Genomic DNA, 22,009 nt, shown 5'->3' on the forward strand with positions numbered 1-22,009 from the left:
CAGGATCACGTGCGCGTTCGTCCCGCTCACCCCGAACGACGACACCGCCGCCCGACGCGCACGCCCCACCCCCGGCCACTCCCGCAGCTCCGTCAGCAACTCCACCGCACCCGACTCCCAGTGGATCTCCGAGGACGGGGCGTCGACGTGCAGGGTCCTGGGGAGGACGCCCGCGCGCAGCGCCATCACCGTCTTGATGACGCCCGCGACGCCCGCGGCGGCCTGGGTGTGGCCGATGTTCGACTTCAACGAACCGAGCCACAGCGGGTGTTCGGCGGTGCGGGCGCGGCCGTAGGTGTCCATGAGGGCGTGCGCCTCGATGGGGTCGCCCAGCCGGGTGCCCGTGCCGTGTGCCTCCACGGCGTCCACGTCGGCGGCGGTGAGCCCGGCGTCGGTGAGGGCCTGGCGGATGACGCGCTGCTGGGCGGCGCCGCTGGGGGCGGTCAGGCCGTTGCTGGCGCCGTCCTGGTTGACGGCCGAGCCGCGCAGGACCGCCAGGACGCGGTGTCCCCTGCGCCGGGCGTCGGACAGGCGCTCGACGAGCAGCATGCCTGCGCCCTCTCCGGGGCCGAAGCCGTCGGCGGCGTCGGCGAACGCCTTGCAGCGGCCGTCGGCGGCGACGCCGCGCTGCCGGGAGAACTGGACGAACACGGCGGGGGTGGACATGACGGTGACGCCGCCGGTGAGGGCGAGGTCGCACTCGCCGGCGCGCAGGGCGCGGACCGCCTGGTGCAGGGCGACCAGGGAGGAGGAGCAGGCCGTGTCCACGGTCACGGACGGCCCCTCCAGGCCGAGGGTGTAGGAGATGCGGCCGGAGGTGAAGCTGACGACGCCTCCGGTGAGCAGGTCGCCCTCCAACTGGGCGGAGGGTTCGTGGACGGTGGAGGTGTAGCCGCCGTCCCAGGCTCCGACGAACACGCCGGTGCGGCTGCCGCGCAGGGAGCGCGGGTCGATGCCGGCCCGTTCCAGGGCCTCCCAGGACGTCTCCAGCAGCAGCCGCTGCTGGGGGTCCATGGCGACCGCCTCGCGGGGTGAGATGCCGAAGAACGACGGGTCGAAGGCGCCCGCGTCCGGCAGGAAGCCGCCTTCGCGGCAGTAGGTGCGGCCGGCCGCGTCCGGGTCCGGGTCGTAGAGGCCCGTGGTGTCCCAGCCGCGGTCGCCGGGCAGCGGGGAGACCGCGTCGGTGCCGGTGGAGACCAGTTCCCACAGGGCTTCGGGGGAGCCGGCTCCGCCGGGCAGGCGGCAGGCCATGCCGACGATCGCGACGGGCTCGTGGGCCCTGGCCTCCAGTTCTTTGAGGCGTTCGCTGGTGCGGTGCAGTTCGGTGGTGGCCCGCTTCAGGTAGTCGCGGAGCTTTTCTTCGTTGGCCATGGTTGCCATGTCTGTCTGGTCACCCCGTCGCGTGGTCGCGGTTCAGTACCGCTCGTCGATGAATGCGAAGATCTCGTCGTCGTCGGCGTCCTGGAGGGAGTCCGCCGTCGTCCCCTCCGCCGCGGGTGTGCCGCGGGTGCCGGCGATGCCGTTCCACAGTCCGGCCAGGGCCGTGAGGCGGCCCGCGATCTCCTGGTGCGTGGTGGTATCGGGGCCGTCGGGGCTGTCGGCGGGCCGTCCGGCGAGGGCGCCGAAGAGGGCTTCGAGCCGGTCGAGTTCCGTCATGACGGAGCTGCCGTCGGCGTCGGCGGCCGGGGTGGTCCCCGCCTCGTCGGGGGCCAGCGCGGCGCGCAGGTGCGCGGCGAGCGCGAGGGGCGTCGGGTGGTCGAAGACGAGGGTGGCGGGCAGCCGCAGGCCGGTGGCGGTGGCCAGCCGGTTGCGCATCTCGACCGCGGTGAGGGAGTCGAAGCCGGTCTCCCGGAACGCCCGGTCGGCTGCGATGCCCTCGGGTCCGCCGTGTCCGAGGACGGCGGCGGCGTGGCCGCGGACGGTGTCGAGGAGGAGTTCCTCCTGTTCGTCGGTGGACAGTCCGGCCAGCCGGACGGTCAGGGTGTCGGTCGGGGCGGCCTGGTGCGGCGCCTGCCGCGCGGAGTCGGCGCCGGCGCCCTCGACGAGGGTGCTGAGGAACGCGGGGACGGCTCCGGCGGCGCGTACGGCCGCGTGGTTGAGCCGGATCGGGACCTGGAGCGGGCTGTCGGCGGCCTGGGCGGCGTCGAACAGGGCCAGGCCCTCGGCGTCGGTGAGCGGCAGGACGCCGCCGCGGGCGAGCCGGCGGTGCATGCCGCTCTGGTCGAGGTGTCCGGCCATCCGGCTGTCGCCGGCCCACAGGCCCCAGGCGAGGGACACGGCGGGCAGTCCCAGGGAGCGCCGGTAGCCGGCGAACGCGTCGAGGAAGGCGTTGGCGGCCGCGTAGCCGCCCTGGCCGGGGCTGCCGAACAGCGCGGAGGAGGACGAGTACATGACGAATCCGGTGAGGTCCAGGTCCCGGGTGAGGTCGTGCAGGTTGAGCACGGCGTCGACCTTGGGGTGCAGGACGGTGTCGAGGTCGCCGGGGGTCAGGGCGGGCACGGTGCCGTCGGCGAGCACGCCGGCGGTGTGCACGACGCCGGTCAGCGGCCGGTCGGCGGGGATCGTCGCGAGGAGCGCGGCGAGCTGTTCGCGGTCACCCGCGTCGCAGGCCCGTACGGTGACCTCGGCGCCCAGCCGGGACAGTTCGGCGGCGAGGCCGGTGGCGCCCTCGGCGTCGGGGCCCCGGCGGCCGGCGAGCACGAGGTGGCGTACGCCGTGTTCGGTGACCAGGTGGCGGGCGACGGCGCTGCCGAGGGTGCCGGTGCCGCCCGTGACCAGGACGGTGCCGTACGGCCCGAAGGACGGCGGCATGGTGAGGACCAGTTTGCCGGTGTGCCGGGCCTGGCTGAGGGTGCGGAACGCCTCGCGGGCGCCACTGATCTCGTACGTGGTCAGCGGCAGCGGGCTCAGGACGCCCTCGGCGAACAGGCCGAGCAGTTCGCGCAGCATCTCGCCGACCGTGTCGGGTCCGGCCTGGACCAGGTCGAACGCCTGGTAGGCGGTGCCCGGGTGGGTCGTGGCGAGGTGGTGCGGGTCGCGGACGTCGGCCTTGCCCAGTTCGAGGAAGTGCCCGCCGCGCGGCAGCAGCCGCAGGGAGGCGTCGACGAACTCGCCGGCGAGGGAGTTGAGGACGATGTCCACGCCCCGGCCACCGGTCGCGGTGAGGAACGTGTCGGCGAACTCGGTGGTGCGGGAGTTGGCGAGGGCGCCGTCCGCCAGGCCGAGGCGGCGCAGGGTGTCCCACTTGCCGGTGCTCGCGGTGGCGTACACGGTCAGGCCGAGGTGGCGGGCGATCTGCAGGGCCGCCATGCCGACGCCGCCCGCGGCGGCGTGGACGAGCAGTGACTGGCCGGGCCGGGCGTCCGCCAGGCGGGTGAGGGCGTAGTGGGCGGTGAGGAACACGGCCGGTACGGAGGCGGCTTCGGCGTAGCTCCAGCCGTCGGGTATCGGGGCGACCATGCGGGCGTCGGCGACGGCGAAGGGGCCGAAGCCGCCGGTCCACATGCCCAGGACGCGGTCGCCGGGCGCGAGGTGGGTGACGCCGGGACCGGTCTCGGTGACGATGCCCGCGCCCTCGGCGCCCATGACGGCCTCACCCGGGTACATGCCGAGGGCGATGAGGGTGTCGCGGAAGTTGATGCCGGCCGCGCGCACGGCGATACGTACTTGTCCGGGTTCGAGGGCGGCCAGGGTGTCGGGGGCGTCGGTGAGGCGCAGGCCCGCCAGGGTGCCCGTGCCGGTGGTGGCCAGCCGCCAGGCGGTGCTGTCGCCGGGGGGCAGCAGCAGGTCGCCGCGTGCGGTGGTGTCGCCGGCGCGGACGAGCCGCGGGACGCGGACGGTGTCGCCGCGGACGGCGGCCTGGGGTTCGCCGCAGGCGAGGGCGGCGCTCAGGGTGGCGCCCCTGAGGGTGTCGGGCCGGTCGACGTCGAGGAGCACGAAACGGCCGGGTTCCTCGGACTGGGCGGAGCGGATCAGGCCCCACACGGTGGCGGCGACCGGGTCGGCGGCCTGTTCGTCGGCGCCGGCGGCCACCGCTCCCCGGGTGATCAGGGCGAGGGTGGTGCCGGCCAGCCGGTCGCCGGCCGCCAGCCAGCCCTGGGCGAGGTCGAGGGCCCGGTGGGCGGTGCTGTGCGCGGCCGGTCCCTCGGGGCAGGGGTGGTGCGGGAAGGAGATGACGACGGTGTCGGGGGCGGGACCGGCTCCGGTGGCGGCGAGCAGTGCGGCGAGGTCGGGGTACCAGTCGCTGTCGGTGCCGGCGCTCTCCATGGCGGCGAGCACCTTGGCGTGGTCCTCGCCGACGACGGCGAGGCGGCGGACCGGCAGCGCGGCCGCGACGGGCAGGACGGGCCAGTCGACCTCGTACAGGGAGCCGTGGTGTCCTGACCGGCCGGCCGAGGCGGCTGCCAGCTGTTCGTCGGAGACGGTGCGCACCAGCAGTTCGTCGATGTCGAGGACGGGCCGGCCGGTGTCGTCGGTGACGTGCAGGGCGACGGTCTCCTCGCCGGCCGGGCGGGCGGTGACACGCAGCCGGGTGGCGCCCTCGGTGTGCAGGGTCACGCCGCGTACGGCGAACGGCATGCGGGTCTGCCCGTCCTCGGGGAAGAACCGGCCGAGGCTCATTGCCTGCAGGGCCGCGTCGAGGAGGGCGGGGTGGATGCCGTAGCCGGTGCCGGTGGCCTGCTGGGGCAGGCGGACCTCGGCGTGTACGGCGTCGTCCTGCGTCCAGCCGGCGTGGAAGCCGCGGAAGGCCGGCCCGTAGTCGTAGCCGCGGGCGGCGAACTCCGCGTAGAAGGCGCCGGGTTCGGTGTGCCGGGCGGGGGTGGCGGCGGCCGGGGGCCAGGGGGCGGGTGCGGCGGTGGGCGGCTCGGTGTCCTGCGCGGGGACGACGACGGCTTCGGCGTGCCGGGTCCAGGGGGTGCCGGGCTCGGCGCCGGCCTCGCGGGAGTGGATGGTCAGGTTCCGCCGGCCGTCCTCGTCGGCGGCGGCGACGAGCAGCCGCAGTTCGAGTGCGCCGGTGTCGGGCAGGGCGACGGGGGCCTGGAGGATCAGTTCGTCGGTGCGTGCGCAGCCGGACTGCCGTCCGGCCCAGCCGGTGAGGTCCATCAGGGCCGCGCCGGGCAGCAGGGCGGTGCCCAGCAGGGTGTGGTCGGCGAGCCAGGGCTGGGTGTCGGCGCCGAGGCGCGCGGTGTAGACGACGGACCCGGACTCGGGGAGTTCCACGCCGGTGCCGAGCAGCGGGTGGGCCGCTTCCCGCAGGCCGACGGCGGACAGGTCGCCGCGCCGGGCCGGCGCGCTGTACCAGTACCGCTCGCGCTGGAAGGGGTAGGTGGGCAGTTCGACGCGGCGGGAGCCGGTGCCGAAGAGCGCCTCGGCGTCGATCTCGACGCCGCTGACATGGGCGTTGCCGAGGGCCGCGGCGAACCAGCGGGCGCCGCCCTTGTCGCGGCGCAGGGTGTGCAGGACGGCGGCGCGGGCGCCGCTGTCCGCGACCGTCTCCTGGAGGGAGGCGGCCAGCATGGGGTGCGGGCTGGGTTCGAGGAACACCTCGTGGCCGTCGGCGACGAGGGCGCGGGTGGCGGACTCGAACTCCACCGGGTCGCGCATGTTGCGGTACCAGTACGCGCAGTCCAGTTCGGCGGTGTCCAGCAGGCCGCCGGTGACGGTGGAGTAGAAGGGGATGTCCCCGGTGCGGGGCGCGACGGGGGCGAGGACCTCCATGAGGTGGTCCTTGAGCGCGTCGACCTGGGCGGAGTGCCCGGCGGTGTCGACGCCGGGGATGGGCCGGGCGTGGACGCCGTCGGCGGTGAGTTCGTCGAGGAGTTCCCTCAGTGCCGCCGGTTCACCGGCGACGGCGGCGGTGTTGGGGCTGTTGACGGCGGCCACGGAGAGCCGGTCGCCGAAGCGTTCGAGGCGGGCCCGCAGCCGGTCGGCGGACAGGGACACGGCGACCATGCCGCCCTGTCCCGCGAGGGTCAGCCATGCCTGGCTGCGCAGGGCCACGATGCGGGCGGCGTCGTCGAGGGAGATGCCGCCGGCGACGTACGCCGCGGCGATCTCGCCCTGGGAGTGGCCGACGACGGCCGAGGGGTGCACGCCCAGGGAGCGCCAGGTGGCGGCGAGCGACACCATCATCGTGAACAGCACCGGCTGGACGACGTCGACGCGGGCCGTGGTGGGGGCACCGGGCACCTGCCGCAGGACGTCCAGCACGGACCAGTCGAGGTGGGCGCGCAGCGCCTCGTCGCACTCGTGGACGCTGGCGCGGAACGCGGCGGAGCGTTCCAGCAGTCCTTCGGCCATGGCGGCCCACTGGGAGCCCTGGCCGGGGAAGACGAAGGCGATCCGGTCGCCGGGTCCGGCGGTGCCGCGCAGCACGACGGGGTGCGGGCGGTCCTGCGCCAGGCAGTTGAGGGCGTCGAGGAGTTCCTCGCGGTTCTCGCCGATGACCGCGGCCCGGTGTTCGAAGCGGGAGCGCGCGGTCATCAGGGTGTAGCCCGCGTCGGCGGGGTGGGTGTCGGGGTGTTCGATCAGTCCGGTGCGCAGCCGGGCGGCCTGGGCGCGCAGCGCGGACTCGTTGCGGGCGGAGAACAGCAGCGGGACGGTGACCTCGGCCCACCAGTCGGTGTCGTCCCGGCCGGGGCCGGCGGTGCCGGGCCGCGGTTCGGGCCGGGGGGCCTCCTCCAGGATGACGTGGGCGTTGGTGCCGCTGATGCCGAACGCGGAGACGGCGGCGCGGCGCGGGGTGTCCCGCTCGGGCCAGGCCACGTCCTCGGTGAGCAGGGAGACGGCGCCCTCGGTCCAGTCGACGCGGGGGGTCGGCCGGTCCACGTGGAGGGTGCGGGGCAGGATGCCGCCGCGCAGGGCGAGGACCATCTTGATGACGCCGGCGACTCCGGCGGCGGCCTGGGTGTGGCCGAGGTTGGACTTCACGGAGCCGAGCCACAGCGGGTCGTCGGCGGGGCGGGCGGCGCCGTAGGTGGCGAGGAGTGCCTGGGCCTCGATCGGGTCGCCGAGTTCGGTGCCGGTGCCGTGCGCCTCGACGGCGTCGACGTCCTGCGCCGTGAGGGACGCGTCGGCGAGGGCCTGGCGGATGACCCGGACCTGGGAGGGGCCGCTGGGGGCGGTGAGGCCGTTGCTGGCGCCGTCCTGGTTGACGGCGGAGCCGCGGATGACGGCGAGGACGGGGTGTCCGTTGCGTACGGCGTCGGAGAGCCGCTCCACCAGGAGGGTGCCGGCGCCCTCGCCGAGGACGACGCCGTCGGCGCCGGCGGCGAAGGCGCGGGAGCGGCCGCTGGGTGACATGACGCGCTGGCGGGAGAACTCGACCAGCATCTCGGGGGTGGACATGACGGTGGCGCCGCCGACGAGGGCGAGGCCGCACTCACCGCGGCGCAGTGACTGCACGGCCAGGTGCAGGGCGACCAGGGACGCCGAGCAGGCGGTGTCCACGGTGACGGCCGGGCCCTCCAGGCCGAAGACGTAGGAGAGGCGGCCGGACATGACGCTGGCGGAGTTTCCGGTGCCCAGGTAGCCGTCGAAGTCGTCGTCGCCGTTCTGCAGCAGCGGCATGTAGTGCTGGCCGTTGGTGCCGATGAACACGCCGGTACGGCTGCCGCGCAGCTGGGCGGGGTCGAGTCCGGCGCGTTCGAACGACTCCCAGGAGGTCTCCAGCATCAGCCGCTGCTGGGGGTCCATGGCGAGGGCCTCGCGGGGGGAGATCCCGAAGAACTCCGGGTCGAAGTCGGGGGCCTCGGGCAGGAAGCCGCCTTCGCGGACGTAGGTGCGGCCCTTGGCCTCCGGGTCGGGGTCGTAGAGGCCGTCGAGGTCCCAGCCGCGGTTGGTGGGGAAGGGGGTGACGGCGTCGCCGCCGTCGAGCACGAGCTGCCACAGCTCGTCGGGGGTGTTGACGCCGCCGGGGAAGCGGCAGGCCATGCCGACGATGGCGACGGGCTCGCCGTCGCCGCCGGCGGGGGCGACGGCGAAGGGCGCGTCGGCGGACCGGTCGGCGTCGTCGGTGCCGTCGCCGGTGAGCAGTTCCCGCAGGTGGCGGGCGACGGCGGCGGGGCTCGGGTGGTCGAAGACCAGGGAGGCGGCCAGGGTGAGGCCGGTGGCCTCGCGCAGCCGGTTGCGCAGTTCGACGGCGGTGACGGAGTTGAAGCCCAGCGCGCGGAAGGCGCGGTCGGGGGCGACGTTGTCGGCGTCGGAGTGTCCGAGGACGGCGGCGATGTGGGTGCGTACCAGCCGCAGGAGTTCCCGCTCCTGCTCCTGGTCGGACCGGCCGGCCAGGGTGGCGGCGAGTCCGGTGGCCGCGCCGCCGCGGTCGGCCGCGGCGCGGTCGGCCCGGCGTGCGCGCCGTACGGCGGGCAGTTCGTCGAGGAGCGCGCAGGGCCGGGCGGCGGTGTAGGCGGGTTCGAACCGCTCCCAGTCGACGTCGGCGACGGCGATGCCGCTCTCGTCGCGGCCGAGGGCGGCGTCGAGGGCGTCGAGGGCGCGTTCGGGGTCGAGGGGGGTCAGGCCGGTGCGCGCCAGGTGCCCGGCGGAGGGCCCGGGGGCGCCGCGCCAGGGGGTCCAGGCCACGGAGGTGGCGGCCAGGCCCCGGCCGCGGCGGGTGCGCGCGAACGCGTCCAGGTACGCCGTGCCGGCCGCGTAGCCGCCCTGGCCCGCGCCGCCCCAGACACCGGCGACGGAGGAGAACAGGACGAACGCGTCGAGTCCGGTGGTGCCGAAGAGGCTGTCCATGCGGGTGGGCAGGTCCGTCTTGGCGGCGACGGCGGCGGCGAAGCCCTCCATGGTGGTCTCGGTGAGCGTGGTCGGCGGCGAGGCGGGCGGCGCGACGTAGACGGCGGAGGGGGCGTGCCGGGTCAGGAGTTCGGCAAGCGCGAGGTCGTCGTCCAGCTCGCAGGGCGTGAGGGTCGTACGGTCGGCTATGTCGGCGAGGTCGTCCGCGACGGCGCCGGTGCGTCCGGCGAGTACGACGTGTTCCGTGCCGGACGCCAGCAGACGGCGTGCCAGGGGCGCGGCGACGGCGGCGATGTCGCCGACGACGAGCGCCGTCCCACGGGTGCGGCGCGGGGCTCCGGCGGGGCCGGCCGGGGCCGGCACCAGGCGGCGGCCGAAGACGCCGGAGCCGCGCACGGCCACCTGGTCGTCGGTGCCGGGGGCGGCCAGCAGGCCGGCGAGCTGATGCCAGGACCGCGCCTCGGCCGGGCCTCCGGCCGGCAGGTCCGCCAACCCGCCCCACAGGGAGGGCAGTTCGAGGGCGGCGACCCGGCCCAGACCCCAGATGTGGGCCTGGTCCGCGGCCGGTACCTCGGTCGCGGTGACCGTCACGGCGCCCTCGGTGACGGCCCAGAGCCGGGCTCCGGTACCCGCGTCGGCGGCGGCCTGGGCGAGGGTGAGGGTGGCGGCGAGCCCGAACGGGACGGCCGGGTGGTCGGGGTGGTCGCCCTCGGCGAGGGCGAGCAGGGACAGGATGCCGGTCAGCGGCTCGGCGCCGGCGCGGTCGGCGGCCTCGGCGAGCCGGGCACGCAGCAGCGACCGGTCGGCGCCGGCCCGGCCGACCGTGAACGCCTCCACGACCGCCCCCCGGCCGGCCAGGCTCTGCCGGGCGGGCTCCGCGGCGGCGGCCCCGGCGGGTCCTTCGGGCAGCACGAGCAGCCACCGCCCGGTCAGCCGGGCGGCCGTCTCGTCGGCGCCCAGGGCCTTCCACTGCACGCGGTAGGTGAGGGAGTCGCCCTCGGCGGCGGCGGATTCGAGCCAGTAGTGCTGGTGCTGGAAGGGGTAGGTGGGCAGGTCGACCTGTCGGGCGCCGGTGCCCTCGAACACGGCCGCCCAGTCGATGTGCGTGCCGTGGACGAACAACTCGGCGGCGGAGATGAGGAACCGCTCAAGACCGCCCTCGTCCCGGCGCAGGGAACCCACGGCTGTCACGTCGGCGGTCTCCTGCACGCCCATGGTCAGCACCGGGTGCGCACTGGACTCCACGAACGTGCCGAACCCCTTGCCGGTCAGCAGCCGCACGGTGTCCTCGAAGCGCACCGTGTGCCGCAGGTTCCGGTACCAGTAGCCGGCGTCCAGGTCGGCGGTGTCCGCCAGGGCGGCGTCCACGGTCGAGTAGAACGGGATGTGGGCGGTGCGGGGAGTGATCGGGCCGAGGACGTCCAGGAGTTCGGCCTCGATACGTTCCACATGCGCGGAGTGGGAGGCGTAGTCCACGGGCACCTGACGCGCCCGCACGCCTTCCGCCTTGCACGCTGCGACGAACTCGACGACGGCGTCCGCGTCACCGGCGACGACCGTGCTGGAGGGACCGTTGACGGCGGCCACGTCCAGCCGGTCCGCCCAGTCCGCGAGGCGGGTCTCCACCTCGGTACGGGGCAGGGACACCGACGCCATCCCGCCCAGCCCGGCCAGCTCCCGGCCGATCACCTGCGCCCGCAGGGCCACCACCCGCGCCGCATCCTCCAGTGAGAGCGCGCCACTGACGGCAGCCGCGGCGATCTCACCCTGCGAGTGACCCATGACCGCGTCCGGCTCGATGCCCAGGGAACGCCACAGCTCGGCCAGGGAGACCATCACCGCCCAGGTGACGGGCTGGATGACCTCCACCCGCTCCAACACCGCACCCGCGCGCAACACCTCGACCACATCGAAATCCACGAACGGGGACAGAGCCCTCGCGCAGTCATGCATACGGGCCGCGAACACCGGCGACTCGTCCAGCAGTTGGGCTCCCATCCCGGCCCACTGCGTCCCCTGCCCCGGGAACACCAACACCGTCCGCCCCGACGACTCCGACGCCACACCCTCCACGGTGACCTGATCCAGGGTCACCGAGCGGTGCTCCAGCGCGGAGCGTCCCGTGGCCAGGCTGTAGGCGATGTCCAGCGGGCGCGGCGAGGGGTCCTGGTCGAGGCGGGTCCGTACGCGGGTCCGCTGGTCACGCAGGGCGGCTTCCGACCTGGCGCTGATCACGAGCGGGATGACGGGCAGTTCCCGCACCACCGCATCTTCAGCGGGTTCAGTCGGGGGGGCCTGTTCCAGGATCACGTGCGCGTTCGTCCCGCTCACCCCGAACGACGACACCGCCGCCCGACGCGCACGCCCCACCCCCGGCCACTCCCGCAGCTCCGTCAACAGCTCCACCGCACCCGCCGACCAGTCCACCCGGGTACTGGGCTCATCCACATGCAAGGTTTTCGGCAGCACACCCCGCTCCAGGGCCATCACCATCTTGATGACCCCGCCCACCCCCGCAGCGGCCTGCGCATGCCCGATGTTCGACTTCAACGACCCCAGCCACAACGGCTGATCGGCATCCCGGCCCTGCCCATACGTCGCCAGCAACGCCTGCGCCTCGATCGGATCACCCAACCGCGTCCCCGTACCGTGCGCCTCCACCACATCCACATCGGCCGACGTCAGCCCCGCCGACTCCAGCGCCGCCCGGATCACCCGCTGCTGCGACGGACCATTCGGAGCCGTCAGACCATTGCTCGCCCCGTCCTGGTTCACCGCGCTGCCCCGCACCACCGCCAGCACCCGATGCCCCAGCCGACGCGCGTCCGACAACCGCTCCACCAGGAGCATCCCCACACCCTCACCCCACCCCGTACCGTCCGCACCCTCCGCGAACGCCCGGCACCGCCCGTCCACCGACAACCCCCGCTGCTGCGAGAACTCCACGAAGGTGTTGGGGGTGGACATGACGGTGACGCCGCCCGCCAGGGCGAGGTCGCACTCGCCGGTGCGCAGGGCCTGGCCTGCGAGGTGCAGGGCGACCAGCGACGAGGAGCAGGCCGTGTCGACCGTCACCGCGGGACCCTCAAGGCCCAGCGCGTAGGAGATCCGGCCGGAGACGACGCTGCCGGAGGTGCCGGTGCCGCCGTAGCCGCCCGTGTCGTCCAGGGCGGCGGGGCGGTCGGTGCCGTAGTCGTGGTACATCGCGCCGACGAACACGCCGGTGCGGGAGCCGCGCAGTGCCGACGCCGGCATCCCCGCCCGCTCCAGCGCCTCCCACGACGTCTCCAGCAGCAACCGCTGCTGCGGATCCATCGCCACCGCCTCACGCGGCGAGATACCGAAGAACCCCGCGTCGAAGTCCCCCGCCACATGCAGGAACCCACCCTCACGCACATACGTACGCCCCGCACGACCCGGCTCCGGATCGAACAACCCCTCCACATCCCAGCCCCGGTCCCCCGGAAAACCCGACACCGCATCCGTCCCCGACACCACCAGATCCCACAAACCCTCCGGCGAACCCACCCCACCCGGAAAACGGCACGCCATCCCCACGATCGCGAGGGGTTCGGTGCCGCGCTCCTCGGCCTGGCGGAGCTTCTCCTGGGTCTCGTGCAGTTCGGCCATGGCGCGGCGCAGATAGTCGCGGAGCCGGACCTCGTTGCCGGCGGCGTCCTTGTGAGTGTCGTTGGCGGACACAGCTCTCCCTGAGGGTGTGGTTGCCGAGGCTTCAGACGGCGCGGAAGCCGCTGTCGAGCAGCTCGAACAGTTCGTCGTCGGAGGCGGATCGCAGTAGTTCGGTGACGTTGCCGGTGGCGTCGGTGCCCGGTTCGGGGGTGGCGGGAGCGGTGTCGCCGCCGCCGTCGCCGAGCCGGGTGAGCAGTTCCTGGAGCCGCTCGGTGACGGTCCGCCGTGCGTGGTCGTCGAGGGTGTCGGTCTGTGTCACGGCCTGGTTCAGCTGTCCGATCAGGGCGAGGACCGCGGTGTCGGCGCCGGGCAGTTCGCGGTCGATGTGTTCGGCCAGGGCCCGGGGTGTCGGATGGTCGAAGACGAGGGTGGGGGTCAGGCGCAGGCCGGTCTCGGCGGTGAGCCGGTTGCGCAGTTCGACGGCGGTGAGGGAGTCGAAGCCGGCGTCCTTGAAGCTGCGGCCGGCCGGGACGGCGTCCCGGTCGCCGTGACCGAGGACGGCGGCGACCTCGGTGCGTACCAGATCCAGGACGAGGACGGCGCGTTCCGCGCGGGGCAGGCCCGTGACGCGGTCGGCGAGGGTGGTGCGGTGCGCCGCGGCGGCCGGGCCGGCCGTGGCGCGGGCGGCGGTGCGGCGGGGGGCGGCGGTGAGGCCGCGCAGCGCGGTGGGCGCGTCGGCCCCGAGCCGGGCCGGGTCGAAACGCAACGGCAGGAGGACGGCTGTCCCGGTGCCGGGTGCCGCGCCGGCTGTCCCGGTGCTCGACGCGGTGCCGGGCGCCCCGGCTGTCCCGGTGCTCGGCGCGGTGCCGGGCGTCCCGGTGCCGCCCGGTGCCGGACCGGGTGTCCCGGTGCTGTTCAGTGCGGCGTCGAACAGGGCGAGGCCCTCCTCCTGGGTGAGGGGTACGAGCCCGGTGCGGCGCAGCCTGGCGGCGTCGGCGCCGTCGAGGGCGGCGGCCATGCCGTCGCCCGCCCAGGGGCCCCAGGCGAGCGAGAGGGCGGGCAGGCCCTGGGCGCGCCGCCAGGAGGCGAAGGCGTCCAGGTGGGCGTTGGCGGCGGCGTAGCCGGCCTGTCCCGCGCTGCCGAGGAGACCGGCGGCGGAGGAGAACAGGACGAACGCGTCGAGGTGCAGGTCCCGGGTGAGGTCGTGCAGGGTCCGCGCGGCGTCGGACTTGGGCCGCAGGACCCGGTCGAGCCGGTCCGGGGTCTGGGCGGTCAGCACTCCGTCGTCGAGGACGCCGGCCGTGTGGATCACGGCGGTGAGCGGGTGGGCGGCGGGCAGTTCCGCGAGCAGGCCGGCGAGCCGTGCGGGGTCGGCCGCGTCGCCGGCCGCGGCGGTGACGTGGGCGCCGGACGCGGTGAGGTCGGCGAGGAGTCCGGGGGCGCCGGGCGCCTCGGGGCCGCGCCGGCTGACGAGCAGCAGCCGGCGTACGCCGTGTGCGGTGACCAGGTGCCGGGCGACGGCGGCGCCGAGTCCGCTGGTGCCGCCGGTGACGAGGACGGTGCCCTCGGGGTCGAAGCGGGTGCCGGACCCCGCGGCGGGGACTGGGCCGGTGACGGGGACCGGGGCGGTGGACGGGGTGTGCGCGGCTCCGGCGCGCAGGGCCAGTTGGGGGTCCTGGCCGGCGGCGGCCAGGGCGGCGGGCAGCGCCTCGTGGGAGGCAGGGTCGGCGTCGGTGTCGACCAGCGCGAACCGGCCGGGGTGTTCGGTCTGGGCGGTGCGCAGCAGGCCCCAGGCCGCCGCGGCGGCGGGGTCGGTGACGGGTCCGGCCGCGTCGGTGGCGCCCGTGGTGAGGACGGTGAGGCGGGTCTGGGCGAGGTGCTCGGCGGCCAGCCAGCGGTGGGCGAGGCCGAGGGCGAGGTGTGCGGTCAGGTGCGGGTCGCCGGTGGCGGGCAGGGTGGCCAGGACCTGGGGCGCGGGGGCGTCGTCGGCCGGTATGGCGTGCGGGTCGTCGGCCGTGCGTACGGTGGCGCCGGCGGCGGTGAGTGCCTCGGCGAGGCCGGGTTCGTGCTCGCCGAGCAGGTACCAGGTGCCGGGATCCGTCGCGGAGGGCTCGGTGGCGGGCGGGACCGGGATCCAGACGGGGCGCAGCAGCGGCGGGTGTGTCCCGGCCGCGGCGGTGACCTGGTCGGCGGCGACCGGGCGCAGGGCCAGGCGGTGGGCGGTGAACACGGGCCGGCCTGCCGGGTCGGCCGCGGTGACGGCGACCGCGTCGGGGCCGGCCGGGGTGATGCGGACGCGCAGCGTGTCGGCGCCCCGGGCGTGCAGGGCGGCGCCGGTCCAGGCGAACGGTACGAGTCCGTGGGCGTCCGGGCGGGTGGCGGTCACGGCGTGCAGGGCGGCGTCCAGCAGGGCGGGGTGCAGGCCGTAGTGGGGTGCGTCGGTGGCCTCGGCGGCGGGCAGGGCGGCCTCCGCGTACACGGTGTCGCCGAGCCGCCAGGCGGCTCCGAGTCCCTGGAAGGCGGGCCCGTAGCCGATGCCGGCGGCGGTGAAGCGCGCGTGTTCCTCGTCGAGCGGTACGGGTTCGGCGCCGGGCGGGGGCCACGTCCCGGCGAGGTCGGGGACATCGTCCTCGGGTGTCCCGGCGGATCCGGGTGCCCCTTCGGGTTCGGTGCGGCCGGTGGCGTGCGCGGTCCAGTCGGCGCCGGGGGTGGGGGGCGCCGAGTGCACGGTCACCGGGCGGGAGCCGTCGGCTTCTTCGGCGCCGATACGCACCCGGAGCCGTACGGGGGTGTCCTCGGGCAGGACGAGGGGCCGGTCGAAGGTGAGCTCCGCGACGCGGTGGCCGTCGCCCGCGGCGGCCAGGGCGAGTTCGAGCAGGGCGGTGCCGGGGACGACGGGCCGGCCGGCCAGGGTGTGGTCGGCGAGCCAGGGATGCGTACGGGTGGACAGGGTGGCCGTCCACACGGCGCCCTGGCCGTCGGGGAGTTCGACGGCGGCGGCGAGCAGCGGGTGTCCGGCGTCGGCGAGTCCGGCGGTGGCCAGAGAGGCGGCGGGGGCGGGGGCGTCCAGCCAGTACCGGGCGCGCTGGAACGGGTACGTGGGCAGCGTCGCGGAGAGTTCGGCGGCGGGGCCGGGCGCCGGCTCGGGGGCCGGTGACACGGGCAGGCCGTGGGCGTGGGCGGTGGCGAGCGCCCGGTCGAGGGTGGCGCTCTCGGGGCGGCCGCGGCGCAGCAGCGACACGGTGAGCGCACCCGCGTCGGCCGAGTCCGTGTCGGAGTCGGAGTCGACGTCGGATTTGACGTCGGAGTCGGAGTCGGAGTCGGAGTCGGAGTCGAGGATCGTGCGGGTCATGGCGGTGAGCACGGCGTCGGGGCCGAGTTCCACGAAGGTGTCGGTGCCGGTGGCGCGCAGGGCGCGCAGACCGTCGAGGAACCGCACCGGCCGCCGGGCGTGGCGGACCCAGTGGTCCGGGTCGCACAGCGTGGCGCCGTCCGCGAGGGCCCCGGTCAGGTTCGACACGACGGGGATCGTGGGCGGGCTGAGTCGGAGGCCGCGGACGATCGTCCCGAACCGGGACAGCATGCCGTCCATGTGCGGGGAGTGGAAGGCGTGCGAGACCTTCAGGTGTTTGACGGACCGGCCGCGGCTCGCGAAGTGCTCGGTCAGTTCCGTGACGGCGCCCGCGTCCCCGGCGACCACGACGGCGGCGGGCCCGTTGACGGCGGCGAGGTCGAGCTCGTGTTCGCGGCCCGCCAGCAGGGGCAGCACCTCCTCGTGCGCGGCCTGGAGGGCGGCCATCGCGCCGCCGCCGGGCAGTTCGCCCATGAGGCGGCCGCGGGCGGCGACCAGCCGGGCGGCGTCCTCCAGTGTGAGGACCCCGGCGACGTGGGCGGCGGTGATCTCGCCGACGGAGTGGCCGGCGACCGCGTCCGGGCGCAGGCCCCGCGAGGTGACGAGCGCGAACAGGGCGGCGCCGAGGGCGAACAGGGCGGGCTGGGTGTACTCGGTGCGGTCCAGCAGCCCGGCGTCGGCCGAGCCGGGTTCGGCGAACATCACCTCGCGCAGCGGGCGCGCCAGGTACGGCGTGAAGGCCGCGTCGATCTCGTCGAGCGCCCGGGCGAACACGGGGTGGGCCGCGTGGAGTTCGCTGCCGGTGCCGGGGCGCTGGCTGCCCTGGCCGGTGAAGAGGAACGCGGTGCGGCGGCCGGTGGTGGCCTGTCCGGTGACCACGCCCGGCGCGATGCGGCCGGCCGCGAGGGCGGCGAGGTTCCCGGTCAGCTCGGCGAGGCCGTCGCCGAGCACGACGGCCCGCTCCGGGAACGCGGTGCGCCGGTGGGCCAGTACGCCGGCCAGCAGAGCGGGGTCGGTGTCGGGGTGCGCGTCGAGGTGCGCCACGAGCCGCCGCGCCTGCTCGCGCAGCGCCGACACGGTACGCCCGGACACCGCCCACGCGACGGCCCCGACCGTGGCCGGGTCCGGGTCCGGGTCCGGGGCCGCGGACCCGGCCACGACGGACGACGGGCCGGCGGAGACGGAACCGGAGACGGCGGAGGCCGGGGGTACGGCGGCCGGGACCCCAGAACCGCAAACGGCCGGGGCCGGGAGTGCGACGGCCGAGGCCGCAGAACCGGAGACGGCCGGGGCCGGGGGTACGGAACCGGAAACGGCCGAGGCCGGAGGTACGACGGCCGGAACCGCAGAACCGGAAACGGCCGAGGCCGGAAGTGCGACGGCCGGAACCGCAGAACCGGAAACGGCCGAGGCCGGAGGTACGACGGCCGGAACCGCAGAACCGGAAACGGCAGGAGCCGGAAGTGCGACGGCCGAGGCCGCAGAACCGGAAACGGCCGGGGCCGGAAGTGCGGCGGCCGGGACCGCAGAACCCGGTACGGCGGGAGCCGGGGATACGGCGGCCGGGACCGCAGAAGCAGAACCGGGGACCGCGGGAGCCGGGGCGGGCGGGTGGGTGGGGTGTTCGAGGATTACGTGGGCGTTCGTTCCGCTCGCGCCGAAGGCGGAGACGGCGGCCCGGCGCGGTTCGCCGGGGCGGTCCGGCCAGGCGGTGTTCTCCTGCAGCAGGCGGACCGCGCCCGCCGACCAGTCGATACGGGCGGACGGCACGTCGGCGTGCAGGGTCCGGGGCAGCACCCCGTGCCGCAGGGCCAGCACGGTCTTGACGATGCCGGCGACCCCGGCGGCGGCCTGGGCGTGACCGAGGTTGGACTTCAGCGAGCCGAGCCACAGCGGCCGGTCGGCGGTGTGGGCCTGCCCGTACGTGGCGAGCAGCGCCCCGGCCTCGACGGGGTCGCCCAGACCGGTGCCGGTGCCGTGCGCCTCCACGGCGTCGACCTGGTCGGCGGTGAGCCGGGCGTCGCGCAGCGCGGCCCGGATGACGCGCTGCTGGGCGGGCCCGTTGGGGGCGGTGAGACCGTTGCCGCCACCGTCCTGGTTGACGGCCGAGCCGCGGATGACGGCGAGGACGGTACGGCCCTCGCGGCGGGCGTCGCTCAGCCGCTGGAGCAGCAGCAGGCCGGCGCCCTCGGCGAACGCGGTGCCGTCGGCCGCGTCGGAGAACGCCTTGCACCGGCCGTCGGCGGCCAGCCCGCGCTGCCGGGAGAAGTCGATGAACATCGTCGGCGTGGCCAGTACGGTCACGCCGCCCGCGAGCGCCAGGTCGCACTCCCCGGCCCGCAGCGCCTGCGCGGCGAGGTGCACGGCGACCAGCGAGGAGGAGCAGGCGGTGTCGACGGTGACGGCGGGGCCGCGCAGCCCGAAGGTGTACGACAGCCGGCCGGACGCGACGCTGCCCGCGCTGCCGTTGACGAGGTAGCCCTCCAGCCCTTCGGGCAGCCGACCGCCGGGGACGTGCGGCACGCGGGCGCCGTAGTCGTCGTACATGACGCCCGCGTACACCCCCGTACGGCTGCCGTGGACGGTGTCGCGGGTGAGTCCGGCGCGTTCGAACGCCTCCCAGGCGGTCTCCAGGAGCAGGCGCTGCTGGGGGTCCATGGCGAGGGCCTCGCGGGGCGAGATGCCGAAGAACTCCGGGTCGAAGCCGGCGCAGTCGTGGAGGAAGCCGCCCTCCCTCGCGTAGCTGGTGCCGTGTGCGTCGGGGTCGGCGTCGTAGAGCGCCGTCAGGTCCCAGCCGCGGTCCTCGGGCAGGCCCGACATCACGTCGGTGCCGGATTCCAGGATCCGCCAGAGCGCGTCGGGGGTGTCGGCGCCGCCGGGCAGCCGGCAGCTCATCGAGACGATGGCGACGGGTTCGCGGGCGGCTTCGGCGGCTTCCTCGGCGCTCTTCAGCCGGGCGCGGGTGGAGACGAGTTCGGCGGTGACCCGCTTGAGGTACTCGCGGACCTTGCCGGTGTTGTCGCCGCTGCCGGCGCTGCCGGCGTTGTCGCCGTTACCGGTGCGGTCGGTGCTGCCGGTGCGTGCCGTCGTCACAGCTGCTCCTCGATGAAGGCGAAAAGTTCCTCGTCGTCGACGCCTGCCAGGTCCGCCGGGACGGCCGGGAGCGGTTCCGGGCCCCGACCGGTCTCCGGTCCGCCGGCGGACCCGAGGGCGTTCACGAGGACGGCCAGGCGGCGGTGCACCGTCTCGCGTCGGATGTCGTCCCCGTCGAGCGCGGCGACGGCCGCCTCCAGCGCGTCCAGCCCGGCGAGGGCGGCCTCCCCCGCCTCCCGGGCGCCGCCGGTGGCGGCGGCCAGTTCCGCGCCGATGTGGGCGGCGACCGCCTGGGCCGTGGGGTGGTCGAAGACCACGGCGGCGGCCAGCCGCAGCCCGGTCGCCGCGTTGAGCCGGTTGCGCAGTTCGACCGCGGTGAGGGAGTCGAACCCGATGTCCCGGAAGGCACGGCCGGGGTCGACCGCGTCGGGCCCGTCGAGGCCGAGGACGCCGGCGACCTCGGTACGGACCAGGGTCAGCAGCTCGCGTTCCCGGGCGCTCTCGTCGAGCCGGGCGAGGTGTGCGGCGAAGTCCTCGCCCGCTCCGGCCGCCCTGGTCGCCGGGGCGCCGGACGTCGCGGCCCGCGAGGCGGTGGCCGTCGCCGGGACGAGTCCGCGCAGCAGGGCGGGGGGCTCGGTCCCTGGCCTGCGCAGGGCGTGGGTGTCGAGCCGCAGCGGTACGAGCAGGGACTGGTCGCCGGGCCGCTCCAGGGCCCGGTCGAAGAACGCCAGCCCTTCGGCGTTGCTCATGGGGGCGATGCCGGAACGGCGCATGCGGCGCAGATCGGTGTCGGACAGGTGGCCGGTCATGCCGCTGGCCTCGCCCCACAGGCCCCAGGCCAGCGCGGTGGCGGGCAGGCCGAGGGCACGGCGGTGGGCGGCCAGGGCGTCCAGGAAGGTGTTCGCCGCCGCGTAGTTGGCCTGGCCGGGGCGGCCGAGGAGACCGGCGGCGCCCGAGAACAGCACGAAGGCGGAGAGCGGCAGGTGCGCGGTCAGTTCGTGCAGGTGCAGAGCCGCGTCGGCCTTCGGCCGCAGCACGGTGGCCAGCCGCTCGGCGTCGAGCGCGGTGACCGGGCCGTCGTCGAGCACACCGGCCGCGTGGATCACGGCGGTCAGCGGGCGGCCGGGGTCGATGTCCGCGAGCAGGGCCGCCACCGCCGCGCGGTCGCCGGTGTCGCAGGCGACGATCCGGACGCGGGCGCCGAGCTCCGTCAGGTCCCGCTCCAGTTCCCGGGCCCCGGCGGCGGCCGGCCCACCACGGCTGACGAGCAGCAGGTCGCGGGCGCCGTGCGTGGTGACCAGGTGCCGGGCGAGCAGCGCCCCGAGGGTGCCGGTCGCGCCGGTGACCAGGACGGTGCCCTCAGGAGCGAGGCCCGGTCCGGCGAGCACCGGCCCGGCAAGCACCGGCTCGGCGAGAGCCGGGGCCGGCGTGGGGGCCGGGGCCGGGGTCGTGTGCTCCTCGTGGCGGACGAGCTCAGGGATCCGTATCCCGCCCGCGCGCAGCGCCAGTTGGGTTTCGGCCGTGCCGAGCGCGGCGGCCAGCACGGCGGCCGAGGCGTCGGTGCCGTCGGTGTCGGCGAGGACGAACCGGCCGGGGTGCTCGGTCTGCGCGGACCGTACGAGTCCCCACAGCCCGGCGCCCGCCAGGCCCGGCAGTTCCTCGGCGGGCGCGGCGGCCACCGCGCGCTCGGTCAGTACGACCAGCGGGGCCCGCCCCGTCACCGCGTCCTCGTCCGGGCTCAGCCAGTCCTGGAGCAGCGCGAGCCCGCGTGCGGTGCACTCGCGCACTGCCTCGGGGGTGGCCGGCCCGGACGGGAAGGCCGCGATCACGGCGTCGGGCAGCGGTGAGGTGCCGGCGGCCACGGCGGCCCGCAGGCTGTCCAGGTCCGCGTGCGCGTCCACTTCGGCCCCCGCCGAGCGGGCACCCTGTGCCACCGTCGAACGGACGGCCGCGCCGAGGTCGTCGGAGCCGATCAGGGCGAGCCGCCGTGCGGTCCGCGTTCCCGCTGCGGTGGCGCGCCAGCGGACCCGGTACAGGGGCAACCGGTCACCGGCGGCACCGAGCAGCGTCTCCAGCCTCGCCCGCTCCACGGGCCGCATGACCAGGGCCGCCAGGTCCAGCACCGGCGCACCGGTGGGGTCGACGGCGCTCAGGGACACCTCTCCGTCGCCCGTCCGGGTGATCCGCACCCGAAGGGCGTCGGCTCCCGCCGCGTGCAGGGTGACGCCCTGCCAGGCGACGGGCAGCAGCAGCGCGCCGTCCGGCACGTCGAGCAGCCCGCCCGCGAGCCAGGGCTGGAGTGCCGCGTCCAGCAGGGCGGGGTGCGCGCCGTAACGGGCCGCGTCGGACCGCACACGGCCCGGCAGCCCGATCTCCGCGAAGACCTCGCCGTCCCGGCGCCACAGGGCCTCGATGCCGGAGAACGCCTCCCCGTACTCGTATCCCAGGTCCGCGAACCGCGCGTACGCGTCCTCCGCCGCCACCCGCTCGGCCCCGGCCGGCGGCCAGTCGGCCCCCGCCCACTCGGCCGGCGCGGCCACGGGGGCCGCCGCGGTGAGCAGGCCGCCGGCATGCCGGGTCCACGCGGTCTCGGAGCCGTCGGCGGCCTCGGCGCGGGAGTGGATGGTCAGGCGCCGCCGGCCGGTCTCGTCGGCTGCCTCGACCCGCACCTGCAACTGGACCGCGGCCCGTCCGGTGAACACGAGCGGTGCTTCCAGGCCGAGTTCCGCCACGCCGGTGCAGCCGGTGGCGGCGGCGGCGCGCAGGGCGAGCTCGACGAACGCGGTGCCGGGCAGCAGGCTCCGGCCGAGGACCGCGTGATCCGTGATCCACGGGTGCTCGGCGAGGGACACGCGCCCGGCGAGAACCACCTCACCGCTCTCGGCGAGCGGCAAGGCACCGCCGAGCAGCGGATGCGTCTCCCAGCGCATCCCGAACCGGGCCGCCGCGGCGTCCCCCGCACCCGCGGGAGAGGTCGGAGCCCAGTAGTGCTGGTGCTGGAAGGGGTAGGTGGGCAGGTCGACCTGCCGGGCACCGGTGCCCTCGAACACGGCCGCCCAGTCGACGTGCGTGCCGTGGACGAACAACTCGGCGGCGGAGATGAGGAACCGCTCAAGACCGCCCTCGTCCCGGCGCAGGGAACCCACGGCTGTCACGTCGGCGGTCTCCTGCACTCCCATCACCAGCACAGGGTGC

4 protein-coding genes are annotated in these 22,009 nt (G+C 75.8%); all 4 read right to left on the minus strand.

Annotation, left to right across the window (positions count from 1 at the left end):
* Nucleotides 1–1,371: type I polyketide synthase (locus tag ACFYXC_RS40960; protein WP_389558126.1), on the minus strand; the 1,371-nt coding region annotated here is incomplete at its 3' end.
* 42 nt (nt 1,372–1,413) lie between these two features.
* Nucleotides 1,414–12,441: an SDR family NAD(P)-dependent oxidoreductase gene (locus tag ACFYXC_RS40965; protein ID WP_389558128.1), complete on the minus strand. Its 11,028-nt coding sequence runs from the start codon at nt 12,439–12,441 to the stop codon at nt 1,414–1,416.
* Between the two features lie 31 nt (nt 12,442–12,472).
* On the minus strand, nt 12,473–18,814 hold the full coding sequence (locus ACFYXC_RS40970; RefSeq protein ID WP_389558129.1) for an SDR family NAD(P)-dependent oxidoreductase: 6,342 nt from the start codon (nt 18,812–18,814) through the stop codon (nt 12,473–12,475).
* Nucleotides 18,811–21,993 (minus strand): SDR family NAD(P)-dependent oxidoreductase, encoded by a 3,183-nt coding sequence (locus tag ACFYXC_RS40975; RefSeq protein ID WP_389558131.1) that lies wholly within the window; start codon nt 21,991–21,993, stop codon nt 18,811–18,813. Before ACFYXC_RS40975 ends, ACFYXC_RS40970 begins: the two co-directional genes overlap by 4 nt.
* Nucleotides 21,994–22,009 lie beyond the last annotated feature (16 nt).

Origin of the sequence: Streptomyces sp. NPDC002701, assembly GCF_042889045.1 — a bacterium.
In the GTDB taxonomy this organism is placed as follows: Bacteria; Actinomycetota; Actinomycetes; order Streptomycetales; family Streptomycetaceae; genus Streptomyces.

What these genes read in the sequence shown, in the direction of transcription:
- ACFYXC_RS40975 (WP_389558131.1), bottom strand. Translation starts at nt 21,993, where the DNA reads ATGGGAGTGCAGGAGACCGCCGACGTGACAGCCGTGGGTTCCCTGCGC.